Raw genomic sequence first — 13,204 nt, 5'->3', positions numbered from 1 at the left:
ATCATGACCGTCTTATCCGCCCCCCGTTCTTTCCGCCCATCCCGCCGCCACATCCTCGCCGGTTCGGCCGCGGTTGCCGGCGCCTTCACCTTCGGCTTTTCCATTCCTGCCGGCGCTCAGCAGGCGGGAACCCCCGAGATCAATGCCTGGGTCGTCGTCCATCCCGACGACAAGGTGGTGATCCGCATCGCCCGTTCGGAAATGGGCCAGGGCACGCTCACCGGCCTCGCGCAGCTCGTCGCCGAGGAGCTCAATTGCGATTGGTCGAAGGTGACGACCGAATATCCGACGCCCGGCCAGAACATCGCGCGCAACCGCGTCTGGGGCAATTTCTCGACCGGCGGCAGCCGCGGCATCCGCGAGTCGCACGACTATGTCCGCAAGGGCGGCGCCGCGGCACGGATGATGCTGATCCAGGCTGCCGCCAACGAGTGGAAGGTGCCGGCGGCCGAATGCAGCGCCGAGAAGAGCGTGATCACGCACAAGGCGTCCGGCCGCTCGCTCCGTTACGGGCAGGTGGCCGCCGCAGCCGCGAAGCTGGAAGCGCCGAAGGAGGTGCCGCTCAAGGACCCGAAGGATTGGACGATCGCGGGCAAGGCGCTGCCGCGGCTCGACACGGTCGACAAGACCAACGGCAAGAAGATCTACGGCATGGATTTCAAGTTGCCGGGGATGCTCAACGCCGCGATCAAGGATTGCCCGGTCTTCGGCGGAAAGGTGAAGAGCTTCGATGCGGCCAAGGTCAGGGGCATGCCGGGCGTGAAGCATGTCCTGCCCGTCGGGGACAGCGCGGTCACCGTCGTTGCCGAGACCTGGTGGCAGGCCAAGACCGCGCTCGACGCGCTGCCGATCGAATGGGACGAGGGTCCCAACGCCAAGGTCACGAGCGAAAGCATCGCGGCCTGGCTGAAGGAAGGGCTCGATGCGCCCGACGCCGTGGTCGGCAACCAGAATGGCGACGCCAAGGGGGCGTTGGCCGGAGCCGCCCGCGTGGTCGAAGCGACCTACAGCTATCCCTTCCAGAATCACGCCTGCATGGAGGTGATGAACGCGACCGCGCTCTACACCCCCGAGAAATGCGAGGTCTGGACGCCGACGCAGAACGGCGAGGCAGCGCTGGCCGCCACCGCCGAGGCCTCGGGCCTGCCGCTGGCGAAATGCGAAGCCTACAAGATCGACCTCGGCGGCGGCTTCGGCCGGCGCGGTGCGGTGCATGACTGGGTCAGGCAGGTCGTCGCCATCGCCAAGCAGATCCCCGGCACGCCGGTGAAGCTGATCTGGTCGCGCGAGGAGGACATGCTGCACGGGCGTTTTCACCCGATCACGCAATGCAAGCTCAGGGCCGGACTCGACAAGGACGGCAATGTGACCGCGCTCCACATGCGCATCTCCGGTCAATCGATCGTCGCCGGCCTCTTCCCGCAGAACATCCAGAACGGGCGCGACCCGGTCGTTTTCCAGGGGCTCAACGCCCCCGGCCCCGAAGCCTCGATCGGATATTCCTTTCCCAACCTCCTGATCGACCATGCGATGCGCAACCCACATGTGCCGCCGGGCTTCTGGCGCGGCGTCAACCTCAACCAGAACACGATCTATCTGGAGAGCTTCATCGACGAACTCGCGCATGAAACGGGCAAGGACCCGCTCGAATTCCGGCGCTCGTTGATGAAGAGCCACCCCAAGCATCTTGCCGTGCTCAACGCTGCTGCGGAACGCGCCGAATGGGGCAAGCCCTTGCCGGACGGTGTCTTCCGCGGCATCTGCCAGACCATGGGGTTCGGCTCCTATGTCGCGGCGGTGGCGGAGGTTTCCGTCGGCGCCGATGGCAAGCTCACCATTCACCGTATCGTCGCGGCAACCGATCCGGGCCACGCCGTCAATCCGGCGCAGATCGAGCGGCAGGTCGAGGGCTCCTTCGTCTACGGCCTTTCGGCGGCGCTCTATGGCGAGATCACCATCAAGGATGGCCGCGTCGAGCAGGAGAACTTCGACACCTACGAGGTGATGCGCCTCGAGGCGATGCCGAAGGTCGAGACGGTGATCGTGCCGTCGGGCGGCTTCTGGGGCGGCGTCGGCGAACCGACCATCGCCGTCGCGGCGCCCGCCGTCCTGAACGCGATCTTCGCGGCCACGGGCAAGCGCGTCCGCTCGCTTCCGTTGAAGAATGCCGACCTGCGCAAGGCGTAACCGCGCGGCGGGCTGGGCGGGGGCCATCGTCCTCGCCCTGCTCGCCGGGCAGGTGGCGGCGCTGGAGCCTTACCGCATCGTCGCCGACACCATACCGGAACCGATGGGCGGGAAGGTCGGCGACGCGGCGCGCGGGGCGGCGCTCGTCAGGGACCGCGAGCGCGGCAACTGCCTGATCTGCCATCATGGCGACGATCCGGCCGAACCCTTCCAGGGTTCGATCGGGCCGCCGCTCAAGGGAGTAGGCGCAAGGCTCGACGCCGGGCAGATCCGGCTTCGGCTGGTCGATATGTCCCGGCTCGATCCCGAAACGGTGATGCCGCCCTACTTCCGTACGGAAAACATGCGAGACGTGGCGCCGGCCTATCGCGGCCAGCCCGCGCTCTCGGCACAGGAGATCGAGGATGTCGTTTCCTATCTCGCCTCGCTCAGGGCGCAGTGAGGCCCTGAGCCGCCGGGAGGCGGTCGCCATCGCTGCGGCGGGCCTGGCACTGGCGACATGGCCCGAGATGTCCAGCGCGGCTGAAACCGAGACGCTGGACGATCTCGTCCGGCGCGTCACGGAAGGCACGGTTCCGGCCGAGGGCGGTGTCAGGCTGGAGATCCCGGCGCTGGTCGAGAATGGAAATTCGGTGGATGTGCGCATCGCCGTCGACAGCCCGATGACCGAGGCCGCGCATGTTCGCTGGATCCATCTGATTGCCGACAAGAACCCCTTTCCGGACATGGCGCGGATCCATCTCTCGCCGCGTGCGGGCCGGGCGGAGGTGGCGATCACCTTGCGTCTCGCGCAATCGCAGACCGTCGCCGCGGTGGTTGCCCATAGCGACGGGCGCTACGCGATCGCCAGGGCGCCTGTCGTGGTGACGCTGAGCGCCTGCATCGACGGAGGCTGAGCGATGTTCAATGCCCGCATCACCGTGCCGGCCCAGGCGAAGGCGGGCGAGCCCGTCGAGATCAAGGTGCTGGTCCGCCATCCCATGGACCGCGGCGGCCAGTCGGACGGCAAGGGCGGCACCGTGCCGCGCAAGATCCTCAACCGGATGACCGCGACCTATGCCGGCGCCGAGATCTTTCGCATCGACATGAACACCGGCGTCGCCGCCAACCCCTTCGTCGCGTTCTGCACGCGCGCAGTCGAGACCGGCGACATCGTCTTCGAGTGGCGGGAGGACGGCGGCGCGACCTATACGCGCACGGCGCGCCTGACCGTGGCCTGAGAAGCGCCTTGCGCCTCTCGCTCCTGCTGATCGGTCTGCTGACGGTCCTGGCGCCGGCGCAAGCCGACGAAATCGTATCCGGCAGCACGTTCCTGTCTCCTGAGCTGCGCCGCCAGCAGGACGATCCGACCCGCAACCCGGCCTGGTTCTGGGTCGATCAGGGCCGGGATCTCTTCGCCGCCAAGCCCTCCGGCGGCAGCCAGGCCTGCCTCGACTGCCACGCCGATCCCGCCACGAGTCTGCGGGGCGCGGCGACGCATTATCCGCAAGTGGACCCATCCAGCGGCAAGCTGCTCAATCTCGAAGGCAGGATCGAGCAGTGCCGTGTCGAACGCCAACAGCAGCCGGCCTTCGGCTATGAAACGGCCGAGATGCTTTCATTGACAGCCTATATCGCCTCGCTGTCTCGCGGCCTGCCGATGAGCGTGCGGACGGACGGGCCGGCGCAGCCCTTCTTCGAGGCAGGCAAGGCCTTCTACGAACGCCGGCAGGGGCAGCTCAATCTCTCCTGCAAGCAATGCCATGACGGGCTCGTCGGACAGAAGCTGCGCGGCGATACGATCAGCCATGGCGTCGGCACGGGCTATCCCGCCTATCGGCTGGAATGGAACACGGTCGGCTCGCTGCATCGACGGCTGCGAGCCTGCTCGCTCGGCGTCAGGGCGACGCAATTCGACTATGGCTCGTCCGAATATCTCGCTCTGGAGCTCTATCTCGCCGGGCGAGCCAAGGGGCTGCCCGTCGAGACACCGGCCATGCGGCGCTAGAGCATTTTCGAGCGAAGTGGACACCGGTTCGCGTGAAGAAAATGCGATGAGACAAAGAGATGGAGCATTTCCGCGATTCGGAGAAACGCGGCAATGCTCTAGACTCCCTACAGCTTCTTGCCGTCGGCGGCGAACTGCTTGAGATAGGCGGTGAGATCGGCGATTTCCGTGTCGTTCTTGATGCCGGCGAAAACCATCTTGGTGCCGGGCATCTTCGCGCGCGGATCCTTGATGTAGTCGGCGAAACTGGCATCGTCCCAGGTGATGCCCGCGTTCTTGTTGGCGGGCGAATAGGCATAGCCCTCGACCGCGCCCGATTGCCGGCCGAACAACCCGTTGAGCACGGGTCCGATCGTGTTCTTCGCCGTCTCGCCGACTTGATGGCAGGCACGACATTTGGCGAAGGATTTCTCGCCCGCGGCGACATCCTGCGCGCTGGCGGATGCAGCCCCCAACATCGTGGCGGCGATCATGGCGGCAGTTGCGGCTATCGTCTTCGTCATCGACTCCGGTCTCCAATGCGAACGTTCAAATCTCTCGAACGGACGCGCTCGCGCGGCATCCGCAAACGGCAAACGTCAGGTGAACATGTCGGCGCAGATCGCCTCGTACCAGGCGAGGTTCTCGGCCTGGGTCTGCCGCCGAACCTCGTCGCTCTCGCCGGGCTGCGAGATGAAGGTCTCGGTCGACGCGATGCGCCCGTCCTTCGGCTCGTAGCGGCCGCCGACCTTGATCGCGTCGTCTGGGCCGACGAGGCTCCAGCAGGTGTTGAAGTAGCGCGCGGGAAAGCCCGGGCCGCCCGCCAGCTCCGCGCAGGCCACCATGGCCACGACCTTCGCCTGGTTATTGGCCGAGAAGGCCGATTTCGGCATGTCGCCCGCATTGCAGGCATCGCCGAGTACGAAGATCGCCTGATCGGCGGTCGATTTCATCGTCGCGGGGTCGATCGCGCAATAACCGCCGGCCGGTGCGAGGCCGGCCTCGCGCGCGATCGCGCCCGCCATCTGGGCGGGGATGACATTGACGAAGGCGCAGTTCTCATAGGTCTCGAAGCCGGTGACGACGGTGCCGCTCGCGGGATCGACCGATTTGATGCCGTCATGAACCCGGGGGGCGAGCCATTCGATCATTGCGCCATAGCGCTTCTCCCAGTCCGGCATGAAGACGCCCTGCTTGGAGAAACTGTCCTTCGGATCGAGGATGACGACCCTGGCCTTGGTCCGGCCCGTCGATGTGAGGATATGGGCGAACATCGAGGCCCGTTCATAGGGGCCGGGCGGGCAGCGATAGGGGTTCGGCGGAGCGATCATGACGATGGTGCCGCCGTCCGGCACCGCGTCGAGCTTCTCTCGGATCAATCTCGTCTGGCGACCCGGCTTCCAGCCATGCGGCATGACCTCCTCGGCGGCCTGGGACCAGCCGGGAACAGAATCGTATTTCAGGTCGATGCCCGGGGAGAGGACGAGGCGGTCATAGGGCAGCCGGCTGCCGTCGCCCAGCACGACCTCTTTTCTGTCGCGGTCGATCCGCGCGGCGCGCTGGCGAACGAGCGTGATGCCATAGGCCGCGGTCAGGGCGTCGTAGCGATGGACGATCTGATCATAGCTCTTGAAGCCGCCGATATAGAGGTTCGAGTGGAAGCAGCTCTGATAGGTCTCGTTCTCCTCGACCAGCGTCACCGCGATCGCGCCATGGCCGTCGCGGGCGATGTATTTCGCCGCCGTCGCGCCGCCCGCGCCGCCGCCGATCACGACGACGCGCGCCTTGGCCTGGCCCAGAACAGCCGGCACTCCCAGCGCGCCGGAGGCGGCGATGGTCCCCGCACCGATGATCAGATCGCGCCGTGTCGGTTTCAAAGCCTGCCTCCGCGATCTCAGGGTTTCGGTGAAAGGGCGCCGAAATAGGCGGCGAGCGCGACCATCTCCGCGCGGCTGAGCCTTGCGGCGACGGCCTGCATCACCTGGCCCCCGCGCTCCTTGCGGCGATACGCATCGAGCACCGCGACGAACTGCGCCTCGGGCCAGCCGACGATCGAGGGGATGCCACCCGCGCTTGCCCCGGAGAGCTGGTGGCAGGAGGAGCATTCGAGCGCGAGATACCGTCCCAGCGCCTGGTCTTCCGCCGCCAACGCCGGATCGCAAATGAGCAGCGCAGCCGCGCTGCCCAGCACAGCGAAGCCCAGCCCGCGCCACGCGCGGCGCAAGCCGCTGCCAGCCGCACTCGACCGGCGCGCGCCCTCGCAGCTCGGGATGATCCACATCTGCATCGGCCATAGATTTCCAGAAGCCATCCGCTGGAACTAGCCTGCGATTGGAGGAATTCTGAGGGCGCCCGTTTCACGATCACGTCAGCCGGATGCGATGGCCCGGCCGATCCGAGGGGCGGAGCGCAGAGCGCCATCAGCCGACGCTATCGCTTGCTTCGCCGCTGTTCGGAATATCGCGTGGAATGTCCAGAAAATCGCGGCGCGCTACACCGACCTCCAACATCGTCGCAGGAATGAGGAACGTCGGCCGCGTCTGTGAAAATCGGAGGCGCTTGGCTGGGGCGGGAGGATTCGAACCTCCGAATGGCGGTACCAAAAACCGCTGCCTTACCACTTGGCGACGCCCCAACGTGTCGCGCCTTCTAGAACGCGCCGCCGCCCTGCGCAACCGCCTTGGCGGACTCTCCGGGATCATGCGAAAAAAGCTTCGGTGGGTTTTCCGACACAACATGCAAACAGGCTGTTGCGCTGCGGCGCGGCGCTGGCTATAAGCCGGCCACCAGTTGATCGGAGTGTGGCTCAGCCTGGTAGAGCACCTCGTTCGGGACGAGGGGGTCGCAGGTTCAAATCCTGCCACTCCGACCAAAATTTCCCGCGATAAATCAAAGCGTTGAGAATTAAGCCCTGCGGGGCCTGCGCGTTTCGTCGCAGGCTTGCCGGTGGGTTTCGGATCACCCCCGCCGTGCTGGGCCAGATTCCCCGGCCAGCGACGCAGGCCGGATACGGCGAATGGCCAAGCGCTCCCCATAATGGAGCGCTCCGGCGCAAAAGCCATCCCCTCCTTCACGGGCGTCGCCCGTCGCTTTCAGAGCCTTGTAGGAACAGCCGCCCTCACCCAGAGGTTGTCTTGATCGCGCACAGCCCTAAGATGCAACCCGTGCGATACATCTGATTTGGGAAACTGACATGAAGATTTCTGCCGTTCTCGGCCTTCTCGGCTCGCTCGCGATCGGAGGTGCCCTGACAACTGCAGCAGCACCGGCCCTTGCCGGCGAGGCTTTGCCCGCTGCCGTGGCCCGGCATCTCGACGAGCGACCGGTGGAGTTCACCGCGAGCGCAGCAAAAATGCGCCGGATGATGATCATTCAGCAGAATATGGAACGGCAGCGCGGCCACCAAAACAGGGGATATGGGGCAGGCTATGGCCGCGGCCCCGGATATGGCCCGCGCCCTGGTTACGGACCGCGCCCGGGCTATGGCCCGCGGCCCGGCTACGGCTATCGCCGGGACTACGGCCCGCGCTACTGATCGGCTGATCCGTGCCGGAGGGCGCTTTGCCGCCCTCCGGTTTCGTGATGGTTGAAAATGGGGCTAGTTGCCCCAGAATCCTTCTTGATAGTCGCGCGGCGAAAAGGCTTCGGAGCCTTCCTGGTCCTGCGCTTCGCTGGTCTCCGTCTGTTTGGCGGGCTCATCCTCGAGCGCACAGTCGGACTGGTGCCTTTCAGACATTCGGCTCTCCTTTCAGATAGGGGGAAGGGTTGCCTAAGGCAGCTCCGACGTAAGCCTCTTCGCTGCACTGCACAAGAGCACGCTACGTCACTCTCGCTCTTGTGAGCCCTCCGCGATCGCCGAATCGCGCTCGCTCACCGGGCGAAAAGCCCGGATCGCGCCAGTTCGGTCGCAGTGCGCGGACTGAAGGCGGCAGGGATGTCATAGACGAGCACCAGCCGCAGCAGCGCCTTCACATCGACATCGTGCGGCTGCGCTTCGAGCGGATCGGGGAAGAACAGTAGGACATCGAGCTCGCCCTGGGCGATCATCGCACCGATCTGCTGGTCCCCGCCGAGCGGCCCGCTCTTGACCAGCTTGATCGGCAGGTCCGGCAAGGTGCGCTGCAACACCGAGCCGGTCGTGGCGGTGGCGACCACCTTGTGCCGGGCGATCAGATCGAGATGAGCCTCCGCCCAGGCGGCGAGATCGGGCTTCTTGCGGTCATGAGCGATCATGCCGATGGTCAATGCCATGATGTCTTGGTCTCCCTTCGAAGGGCAGCGCCCCAGCAGGGAGCCGGCCCGCCGCCAGGATACGCGACCGCTCGCCACGCGCCACCTGTCATGGCTCCGTTAAATGGCATGACTATTGCGACGCCTTCCTCGATGGGAGACGAAGCATGATGCGCCACTGGCCCGACGACGCGAAAGCCGTGATCGTTCTGTTCACGGTTTCAGCCGCCGGAATTCTCGGCTGGCTGGCGAGCGGCCTCTGACGAGAACAGCCGGAAGCCCGTCCTTGTCCCGGGCCCGGCACCGCCGTTAAAGTCGCGGCCTGTTCGAATCGGAGCCGTCGAAGCCCATGAAGCGCATCTCCCTTCTCGTCGCGATCCTCGGGCTGGGCCTTGCCCTGTCCGGCTGCGACAAATGCGGCAATCTCGGCCCGTTCTTCACGACTGACACGAAGAGCTGCGGCGGCAGCGAGCCGGTCAAATAAGACCGGAAGCGAGCGGTTTCTCACGGATCGCCGCGAACTGCTCATGAAAAAGGCCGGGGCTTGCACCCCGGCCTTTTCGTTTTGCAGTCGCGGATTGCGTTCAGCCGCGCCGGCCGATCAGCGACCAGCCCGCTCCGACCATGCAGGTCGCGAGCGCGATCTTGAGGACCTCCCCGAGCAGGAAGGGCTGCGCGCCATAGGCGAAGGCCTTGGCCAGGCCGACGCCGCTCGCGCCGCCCGCCATCTGCGCGCCGAAAGCCAGCCAGAGGCAGCCGACGACGAAGAGGGCGAGATCGGCGAGCAGCAGGCCACCGACCAGGCGAGCAAGCGAGGCGCCGCGCGCCGCCGCCCAGCCGGCGATGGCGGCCGCGCCCACGAAGCCCAGCAGGAAGCCGCCTGTCGGGCCGAGAAGGTAGAGCGGCCCGGCCACGGCCGGCGGCGTATTGGTGAAGACCGGCAGGCCCGCGAGCCCGTACGCGATGTAGAGCGCGATCGTCGCGGCTCCGAGCCGCGCGCCATAGGCCGCGCCAAGCGCGAGCACCGCCAGCGTCTGCAAGGTCATCGGCACCGGCCAGAACGGCACCTTGATCTTCGCGGCGGCGACCATGAGCAGGCTGCCGGCGACGGCCAGCGCCACATTGCGCAGGACCGCGGAGCGGGGTTTCGCGGCCGGGAAGAGCTCGCCGGCGAGGGTCGAAGCCTGCAGGGGCAGCATGTCGGCCATGGCACATCGTCCTGTTTTGCGGCAGGCCGCGCCGTGCGGCCGCATTATTGTGTATGGAAGCCGCGCCGTGCGACCCCTTCCCTGTCTATAGAAAATGCGCCAAAGCGCCACAAGCGGGCGGGGCTGGCGGAAACGGGCAGTCCGGCTGGGCGGGATCGAAGGCCGACGGCCGCCTCGCGCGGATGCAAGATCGGGCAGGGACAGGATCGGACAGTGAGCGACGACGTCGAATTCGACAGAAGCCTGACGACACCGGCCGGAGAGGTCGCGGAGCTCTCCCCGCTCGTGCGCCGCGTCATCGCCGGCAATGGCGGGCCGATGACCTTCACCGGCACCTGCAGCTATATCGTCGGCCACGGCACGGTGGCGATCATCGACCCGGGGCCGGATGATCCCGGCCATGTCGCGCGCCTGCTCACGGCGGTCGCCGGCGAGACGGTGAGCCATATCGTCGTCACCCACACCCATCGCGACCATTCGCCCGCCGTTCCGGCCCTGAGGGCGGCGACGGGCGCGCGCGTCGTCGGCTGCGGCCCGCATCGCCCCTCGCGTGCGCCCGGCCCCGGCGAAGACCGTGTGCTCGACGCCGCGGCGGACAGCGATTTCATGCCCGACTGGCAGATGCGGGACGGCGATGCCGTCTCCGGACCGGGCTGGAGCCTGACGGCGGTCGAGACGCCCGGCCACACCGCCAATCATCTCGCTTATGCGCTGCCGGAGGAGGAGACGCTGTTCTCCGGCGACCATGTCATGGCCTGGTCCACCTCGATCGTCGCCCCGCCGGACGGCTCGATGTCGGCCTATATGGCCTCGATCGAGAAGCTGCGCGGCATGGACCATCGGCTCTATCGGCCGGGCCATGGCGGCCCCGTCACCGAGCCTCAGCGCTTTCTGCGCGGCCTCGTCCAGCATCGCCGCCAGCGCGAGGCCGCCATTCTCAACCGCATCGGTGCGGGCGACGAAACCATCGCGGCCATGGTGCCCGTGATCTATCAGGGCTTGGCCCCCGTGCTGCACGGGGCCGCCGCGCTGTCGGTCCTCGCCCAGATTGAGGATCTGGTCGCGCGCGGGCTCGTCGCCGCCAGCGACACGGTTCCGGCCCTGTCGAGCCGTTACCGTCTCGCCTGACACCGCTGCGACCGTCCTCGCGAGCACGAGGAAGCGATCCCGCCGGAGTCGCTTGCCCTATCGTTCCATCAGCAGCTCGACCTGGGCGGCAAAGGCGGCGATCTGCTTGGCATTGGCACCGAGATCATGGCTGCCGATGCGTGAGGCCGAGCGGACATCGATGCGGCTGCCGTCCACGCGCGGCTTTATGCGAATAGTGATGTCTTCCGAAAAGTGCAGGATGCGCCCGCGCGCCACGGCCTCGATGCGCCCTGCCCCGCTGCGGCCGCCGGGACGGGAGCTTTCCACGATCTGCCAGCCCAGCGCGGCTACGGCCTTGCGCGCCAGGCCGAAGGCCGCGTCCGCCGGTTCCTCGAGGACGATCGGCGCGATCTTCGGATAGGCCTGCCTTTGCAGGCGGCGCTTTTCGGGCGCGACATCGGGCGGGACGCGCCCCTCGCGTGCCGTCAACGCCGCCATCGAGCGGCTGAAGGCCGGCGGATCGTCGATATCGGTCGAGATATCGGCCAGCGCCGGCCGCGTCGCCAGCATGAAGCCGACATAGCCGGCGGGTGCCAGCAGGATCAGGCAGAGCAGGAGCGCACCGGCCGCCATGCCGACGCCGCGATGCCCCTTCTGCCAGATGCGGGCGAAGGCGACGAGCGCCAGGCCCAGCGCCACCAGGACGAGCAGATAGGCTCCGGCGACCGGCGCAAGCCCTTCGATGCTGGGCTCGCGCAGCCGCACGAGCAGAAGCGACAGCAGCAGCACCGCGCAGGAGAACCACGCCAGCCGCCGGCTCCAGATGGCGGCCCGCGAAACCGGTTCCTCGAAGACGAGACGGCGATGCATCGCCTTTAGGTGATCCCGGACAGCAAGGAAGGCAAGCGGCCCGTGCTCTAAGCGCAATCTTAATCAAGTTGACGATAACTGGGCACGAAGAGGCGTGCCCCCCGCCATCAGCCTCCTCGGCCTGCGTCACCGCCTTCCCCGCCGTACGTCGCCTCCAGAGCCTCGCTGTGAAATTCTTCCCCGCCTCGATCCAGAACTATCTCGTGGCCACGATGGCCTGCCTCTGCGTGCCCGGCATCGGTGCGCTGAGCTATATGGCGGAGAAGTCCGTCATGGAGGTTCGGACCAATATGCGCCTCGCCGATCTCGTGGAGGCCGACAGGGCCCTGCTGCTGACCGGCAATGCCATCCGCACCAATCGCGGACAGGCTCAGACGAGCATTCAGGCCACGGACGATCCCGCCCCCGTCATCCGCGAGATCGAGAAGACCAACAAGGCGAGGATCGCCGAGGCGATAGCGCGGCTGAAGGCGACGGACTTGCCGGACCGCGCCGCCCTGATCGAGGACGTCTCGGCGCAGGAGAAGCGCAACGAGGGGCGCAGCCAGGATCTCTACGCCGAAGCCGCAAAGCCCAAGGCACAGCGTAGCCTCGCCGCAACGATGTCCTGGTATAACGGCGTCGGCGCGATCGAGGGCGCGCTCGTCACGGCTTCGGCCGCGACCTCGAACGCGGCTCGCCTGGCCGATCCGGTCCTCGCCGATCTGCAGGGCTTCAAATCCGCCGGCTGGAGCGTGCGCTCCAACTACGGCACGCAGTGCTCGCTGCTGCGCCCGGTCTTCGGCTCCGGCAAGGCGCTCGACGGAAGCCAGCTTCGCAAGCTCGGCGAGCTGCGTGGCTCCTCCGACGCGAGCCTCGCCCAGCTCAGGCAGCTGAGCGCCCGTCCGGGCGTCGGCGAGGAGCTCGTCCGCAAGGTCGGCGTGGCCGCCACCCAGGTCGAGGCGGCCAATCGCGGCATGGACCAGCTGATCGGCAAGCTCGGCCAGGGCTCGGGCCCCGTCATTGCCGCCGAGGACTGGACGAAGCAGTGCAACGCGCCGTTCGACGCGATCGTCTCCGCCGTCACCCAGTCGCTCGACGACATGGCGGATGTGACGCAAGCCAAGCTCGCTGCGGCCTGGACGCGTCTCGGCATCGTCGGCTTCCTGCTCGCCGCCTTGCTGGCGATCTGCGTGATGAGCTGGCGCGGCGTCCAGCGCCGGATCGTTCGCCCGCTCGTCTCGCTGAAGTCCGCGCTCGACACCATGCAGCAGGGAGACTTCTCGCAGGCGATTCCAGCTCCGCCTTCCCCCGACGAGATCGGCGCGCTCAGCGGCGCGCTCGAAATCTATCGCGAGAACGCTCTGGCGCTCGAGAACAACCGCCGCGATCGCGAGCTGACCATGCTCGCCGATGCCGAGCAGGCGGCCCATGTCCAGAAGCTGCTCGGCGAGGTCGCCAGCATCGTCGCCGCCGCCCGCGACGGCGACTTCTCAGGCCAGGCTCGGACCGGCGGCATGGAAGGCCCACTCAAGGAACTCGTCGAGGGGTTGAACGAGATCAACAGCGTGGTCGACGGAGCGACGACGGAGTTCGCCGGGGTTCTGCAGGCGGTGGCGGGCGGCGACCTGACGCGGCAGGTCGAGGGCGGCTATCGCGGCCGCTTCGCCGATCT

Annotated in this window: 16 protein-coding genes and 2 tRNA genes; 10 read left to right on the top strand and 8 right to left on the bottom strand. The window is 67.0% G+C overall.

The features are described from left to right. Positions 1-3 precede the first annotated feature (3 nt). From GGC47_RS04890 to soxA, 5 genes are read left to right on the top strand one after another with little or no spacing between them, the layout of a single operon-like run. Entirely contained in the window at positions 4-2,187 is a 2,184-nt protein-coding gene (locus tag GGC47_RS04890) for a xanthine dehydrogenase family protein molybdopterin-binding subunit (RefSeq protein WP_142021587.1), read from the top strand. Next, on the top strand, positions 2,165-2,629 hold the full coding sequence (gene soxX / locus GGC47_RS04885) for a sulfur oxidation c-type cytochrome SoxX (protein ID WP_142021586.1): 465 nt from the start codon (positions 2,165-2,167) through the stop codon (positions 2,627-2,629). The genes GGC47_RS04890 and soxX overlap by 23 nt, the downstream gene beginning before the upstream one ends. Next, positions 2,592-3,083, top strand: coding sequence for a thiosulfate oxidation carrier protein SoxY (locus GGC47_RS04880; RefSeq protein WP_142021585.1), 492 nt, complete (start codon positions 2,592-2,594; stop codon positions 3,081-3,083). The genes soxX and GGC47_RS04880 overlap by 38 nt, the downstream gene beginning before the upstream one ends. Positions 3,084-3,086: 3 nt before the next feature. Next, the gene (locus GGC47_RS04875) at positions 3,087-3,407 is read left to right on the top strand and encodes a thiosulfate oxidation carrier complex protein SoxZ (protein WP_142021584.1); all 321 of its coding nucleotides are present in this window, start codon (positions 3,087-3,089) and stop codon (positions 3,405-3,407) included. Positions 3,408-3,415: 8 nt separating this feature from the next. Beyond that, a complete protein-coding gene (gene soxA / locus GGC47_RS04870; protein ID WP_142021583.1) occupies positions 3,416-4,174 on the top strand; it encodes a sulfur oxidation c-type cytochrome SoxA in 759 nt (252 codons plus the stop codon). 107 nt (positions 4,175-4,281) lie between these two features. Here soxA and GGC47_RS04865 read toward each other — a convergent pair whose 3' ends face one another. The 4 genes from GGC47_RS04865 to GGC47_RS04850 all read right to left on the bottom strand — a co-directional run bounded on the left by GGC47_RS04865 (position 4,282) and on the right by GGC47_RS04850 (position 6,788). Continuing rightward, positions 4,282-4,677 (bottom strand): c-type cytochrome, encoded by a 396-nt coding sequence (locus tag GGC47_RS04865; RefSeq protein WP_142021582.1) that lies wholly within the window; start codon positions 4,675-4,677, stop codon positions 4,282-4,284. A 75-nt stretch (positions 4,678-4,752) separates the two neighbouring features. Then, entirely contained in the window at positions 4,753-6,030 is a 1,278-nt protein-coding gene (locus tag GGC47_RS04860; RefSeq protein WP_142021581.1) for an NAD(P)/FAD-dependent oxidoreductase, read from the bottom strand. A gap of 17 nt (positions 6,031-6,047) precedes the next feature. Continuing rightward, positions 6,048-6,440 (bottom strand): c-type cytochrome, encoded by a 393-nt coding sequence (locus GGC47_RS04855; RefSeq protein WP_133562663.1) that lies wholly within the window; start codon positions 6,438-6,440, stop codon positions 6,048-6,050. 273 nt (positions 6,441-6,713) lie between these two features. Next, positions 6,714-6,788, bottom strand: a tRNA-Gln gene (locus GGC47_RS04850). Positions 6,789-6,948: 160 nt separating this feature from the next. On the opposite strand from GGC47_RS04850, the gene GGC47_RS04845 reads away from it, so the two are divergent. Further along, positions 6,949-7,025 (top strand) — tRNA-Pro (locus GGC47_RS04845). A gap of 321 nt (positions 7,026-7,346) precedes the next feature. Continuing rightward, a complete protein-coding gene (locus GGC47_RS04840) occupies positions 7,347-7,688 on the top strand; it encodes a hypothetical protein (protein WP_038359449.1) in 342 nt (113 codons plus the stop codon). A 63-nt stretch (positions 7,689-7,751) separates the two neighbouring features. Here GGC47_RS04840 and GGC47_RS04835 read toward each other — a convergent pair whose 3' ends face one another. Together GGC47_RS04835 and GGC47_RS04830 are read right to left on the bottom strand one after the other, a co-directional pair. Next, entirely contained in the window at positions 7,752-7,889 is a 138-nt protein-coding gene (locus GGC47_RS04835; RefSeq protein WP_156115882.1) for a hypothetical protein, read from the bottom strand. A 134-nt stretch (positions 7,890-8,023) separates the two neighbouring features. Next, positions 8,024-8,404, bottom strand: a complete 381-nt coding sequence (locus GGC47_RS04830; RefSeq protein ID WP_038359451.1) for a methylglyoxal synthase — start codon at positions 8,402-8,404, stop codon at positions 8,024-8,026. A 328-nt stretch (positions 8,405-8,732) separates the two neighbouring features. Here GGC47_RS04830 and GGC47_RS04825 point away from each other — a divergent pair, with 328 nt between their 5' ends. Beyond that, positions 8,733-8,867, top strand: a complete 135-nt coding sequence (locus GGC47_RS04825; RefSeq protein WP_260368393.1) for a hypothetical protein — start codon at positions 8,733-8,735, stop codon at positions 8,865-8,867. A 100-nt stretch (positions 8,868-8,967) separates the two neighbouring features. Here the strand turns inward: GGC47_RS04825 and GGC47_RS04820 are convergent, their stop codons facing one another. Then, positions 8,968-9,591: a biotin transporter BioY gene (locus tag GGC47_RS04820; protein WP_210245642.1), complete on the bottom strand. Its 624-nt coding sequence runs from the start codon at positions 9,589-9,591 to the stop codon at positions 8,968-8,970. Positions 9,592-9,804: 213 nt separating this feature from the next. Between GGC47_RS04820 and GGC47_RS04815 the strand changes: the two genes are divergently transcribed. Then, positions 9,805-10,719 (top strand): MBL fold metallo-hydrolase, encoded by a 915-nt coding sequence (locus GGC47_RS04815; protein ID WP_429067106.1) that lies wholly within the window; start codon positions 9,805-9,807, stop codon positions 10,717-10,719. A gap of 57 nt (positions 10,720-10,776) precedes the next feature. Here GGC47_RS04815 and GGC47_RS04810 read toward each other — a convergent pair whose 3' ends face one another. After that, positions 10,777-11,550 carry a DUF1499 domain-containing protein gene (locus tag GGC47_RS04810; RefSeq protein ID WP_142021580.1) on the bottom strand — a complete coding sequence of 258 codons (774 nt, stop codon included), beginning with the start codon at positions 11,548-11,550 and terminating at the stop codon, positions 10,777-10,779. Positions 11,551-11,717: 167 nt separating this feature from the next. Here GGC47_RS04810 and GGC47_RS04805 point away from each other — a divergent pair. Further along, positions 11,718-13,204 (top strand): HAMP domain-containing protein (locus GGC47_RS04805; protein WP_142021579.1); only part of this gene is annotated, 1,487 nt, incomplete at its 3' end.

It is taken from the genome of Allobosea sp. OAE752 (assembly GCF_050433265.1).
In the GTDB taxonomy this organism is placed as follows: domain Bacteria; phylum Pseudomonadota; class Alphaproteobacteria; order Rhizobiales; family Beijerinckiaceae; genus Allobosea; species Allobosea spartocytisi.
Note: the sequence above shows the minus strand (reverse complement) of the source record. Positions and strands in the feature narration are given on the sequence as shown.

Coding starts and splice junctions, on each gene's coding strand:
- GGC47_RS04820 (WP_210245642.1), bottom strand. CDS start 9,591: ATGGCCGACATGCTGCCCCTGCAGGCTTCGACCCTCGCCGGCGAGCTC.
- GGC47_RS04830 (WP_038359451.1), bottom strand. CDS start 8,404: ATGGCATTGACCATCGGCATGATCGCTCATGACCGCAAGAAGCCCGAT.
- GGC47_RS04855 (WP_133562663.1), bottom strand. CDS start 6,440: ATGCAGATGTGGATCATCCCGAGCTGCGAGGGCGCGCGCCGGTCGAGT.
- GGC47_RS04875 (WP_142021584.1), top strand. CDS start 3,087: ATGTTCAATGCCCGCATCACCGTGCCGGCCCAGGCGAAGGCGGGCGAG.
- GGC47_RS04880 (WP_142021585.1), top strand. CDS start 2,592: ATGTCGTTTCCTATCTCGCCTCGCTCAGGGCGCAGTGAGGCCCTGAGC.
- GGC47_RS04840 (WP_038359449.1), top strand. CDS start 7,347: ATGAAGATTTCTGCCGTTCTCGGCCTTCTCGGCTCGCTCGCGATCGGA.
- GGC47_RS04835 (WP_156115882.1), bottom strand. CDS start 7,889: ATGTCTGAAAGGCACCAGTCCGACTGTGCGCTCGAGGATGAGCCCGCC.
- GGC47_RS04810 (WP_142021580.1), bottom strand. CDS start 11,550: ATGCATCGCCGTCTCGTCTTCGAGGAACCGGTTTCGCGGGCCGCCATC.
- soxX (WP_142021586.1), top strand. CDS start 2,165: ATGCCGACCTGCGCAAGGCGTAACCGCGCGGCGGGCTGGGCGGGGGCC.
- GGC47_RS04825 (WP_260368393.1), top strand. CDS start 8,733: ATGAAGCGCATCTCCCTTCTCGTCGCGATCCTCGGGCTGGGCCTTGCC.
- GGC47_RS04890 (WP_142021587.1), top strand. CDS start 4: ATGACCGTCTTATCCGCCCCCCGTTCTTTCCGCCCATCCCGCCGCCAC.
- GGC47_RS04865 (WP_142021582.1), bottom strand. CDS start 4,677: ATGACGAAGACGATAGCCGCAACTGCCGCCATGATCGCCGCCACGATG.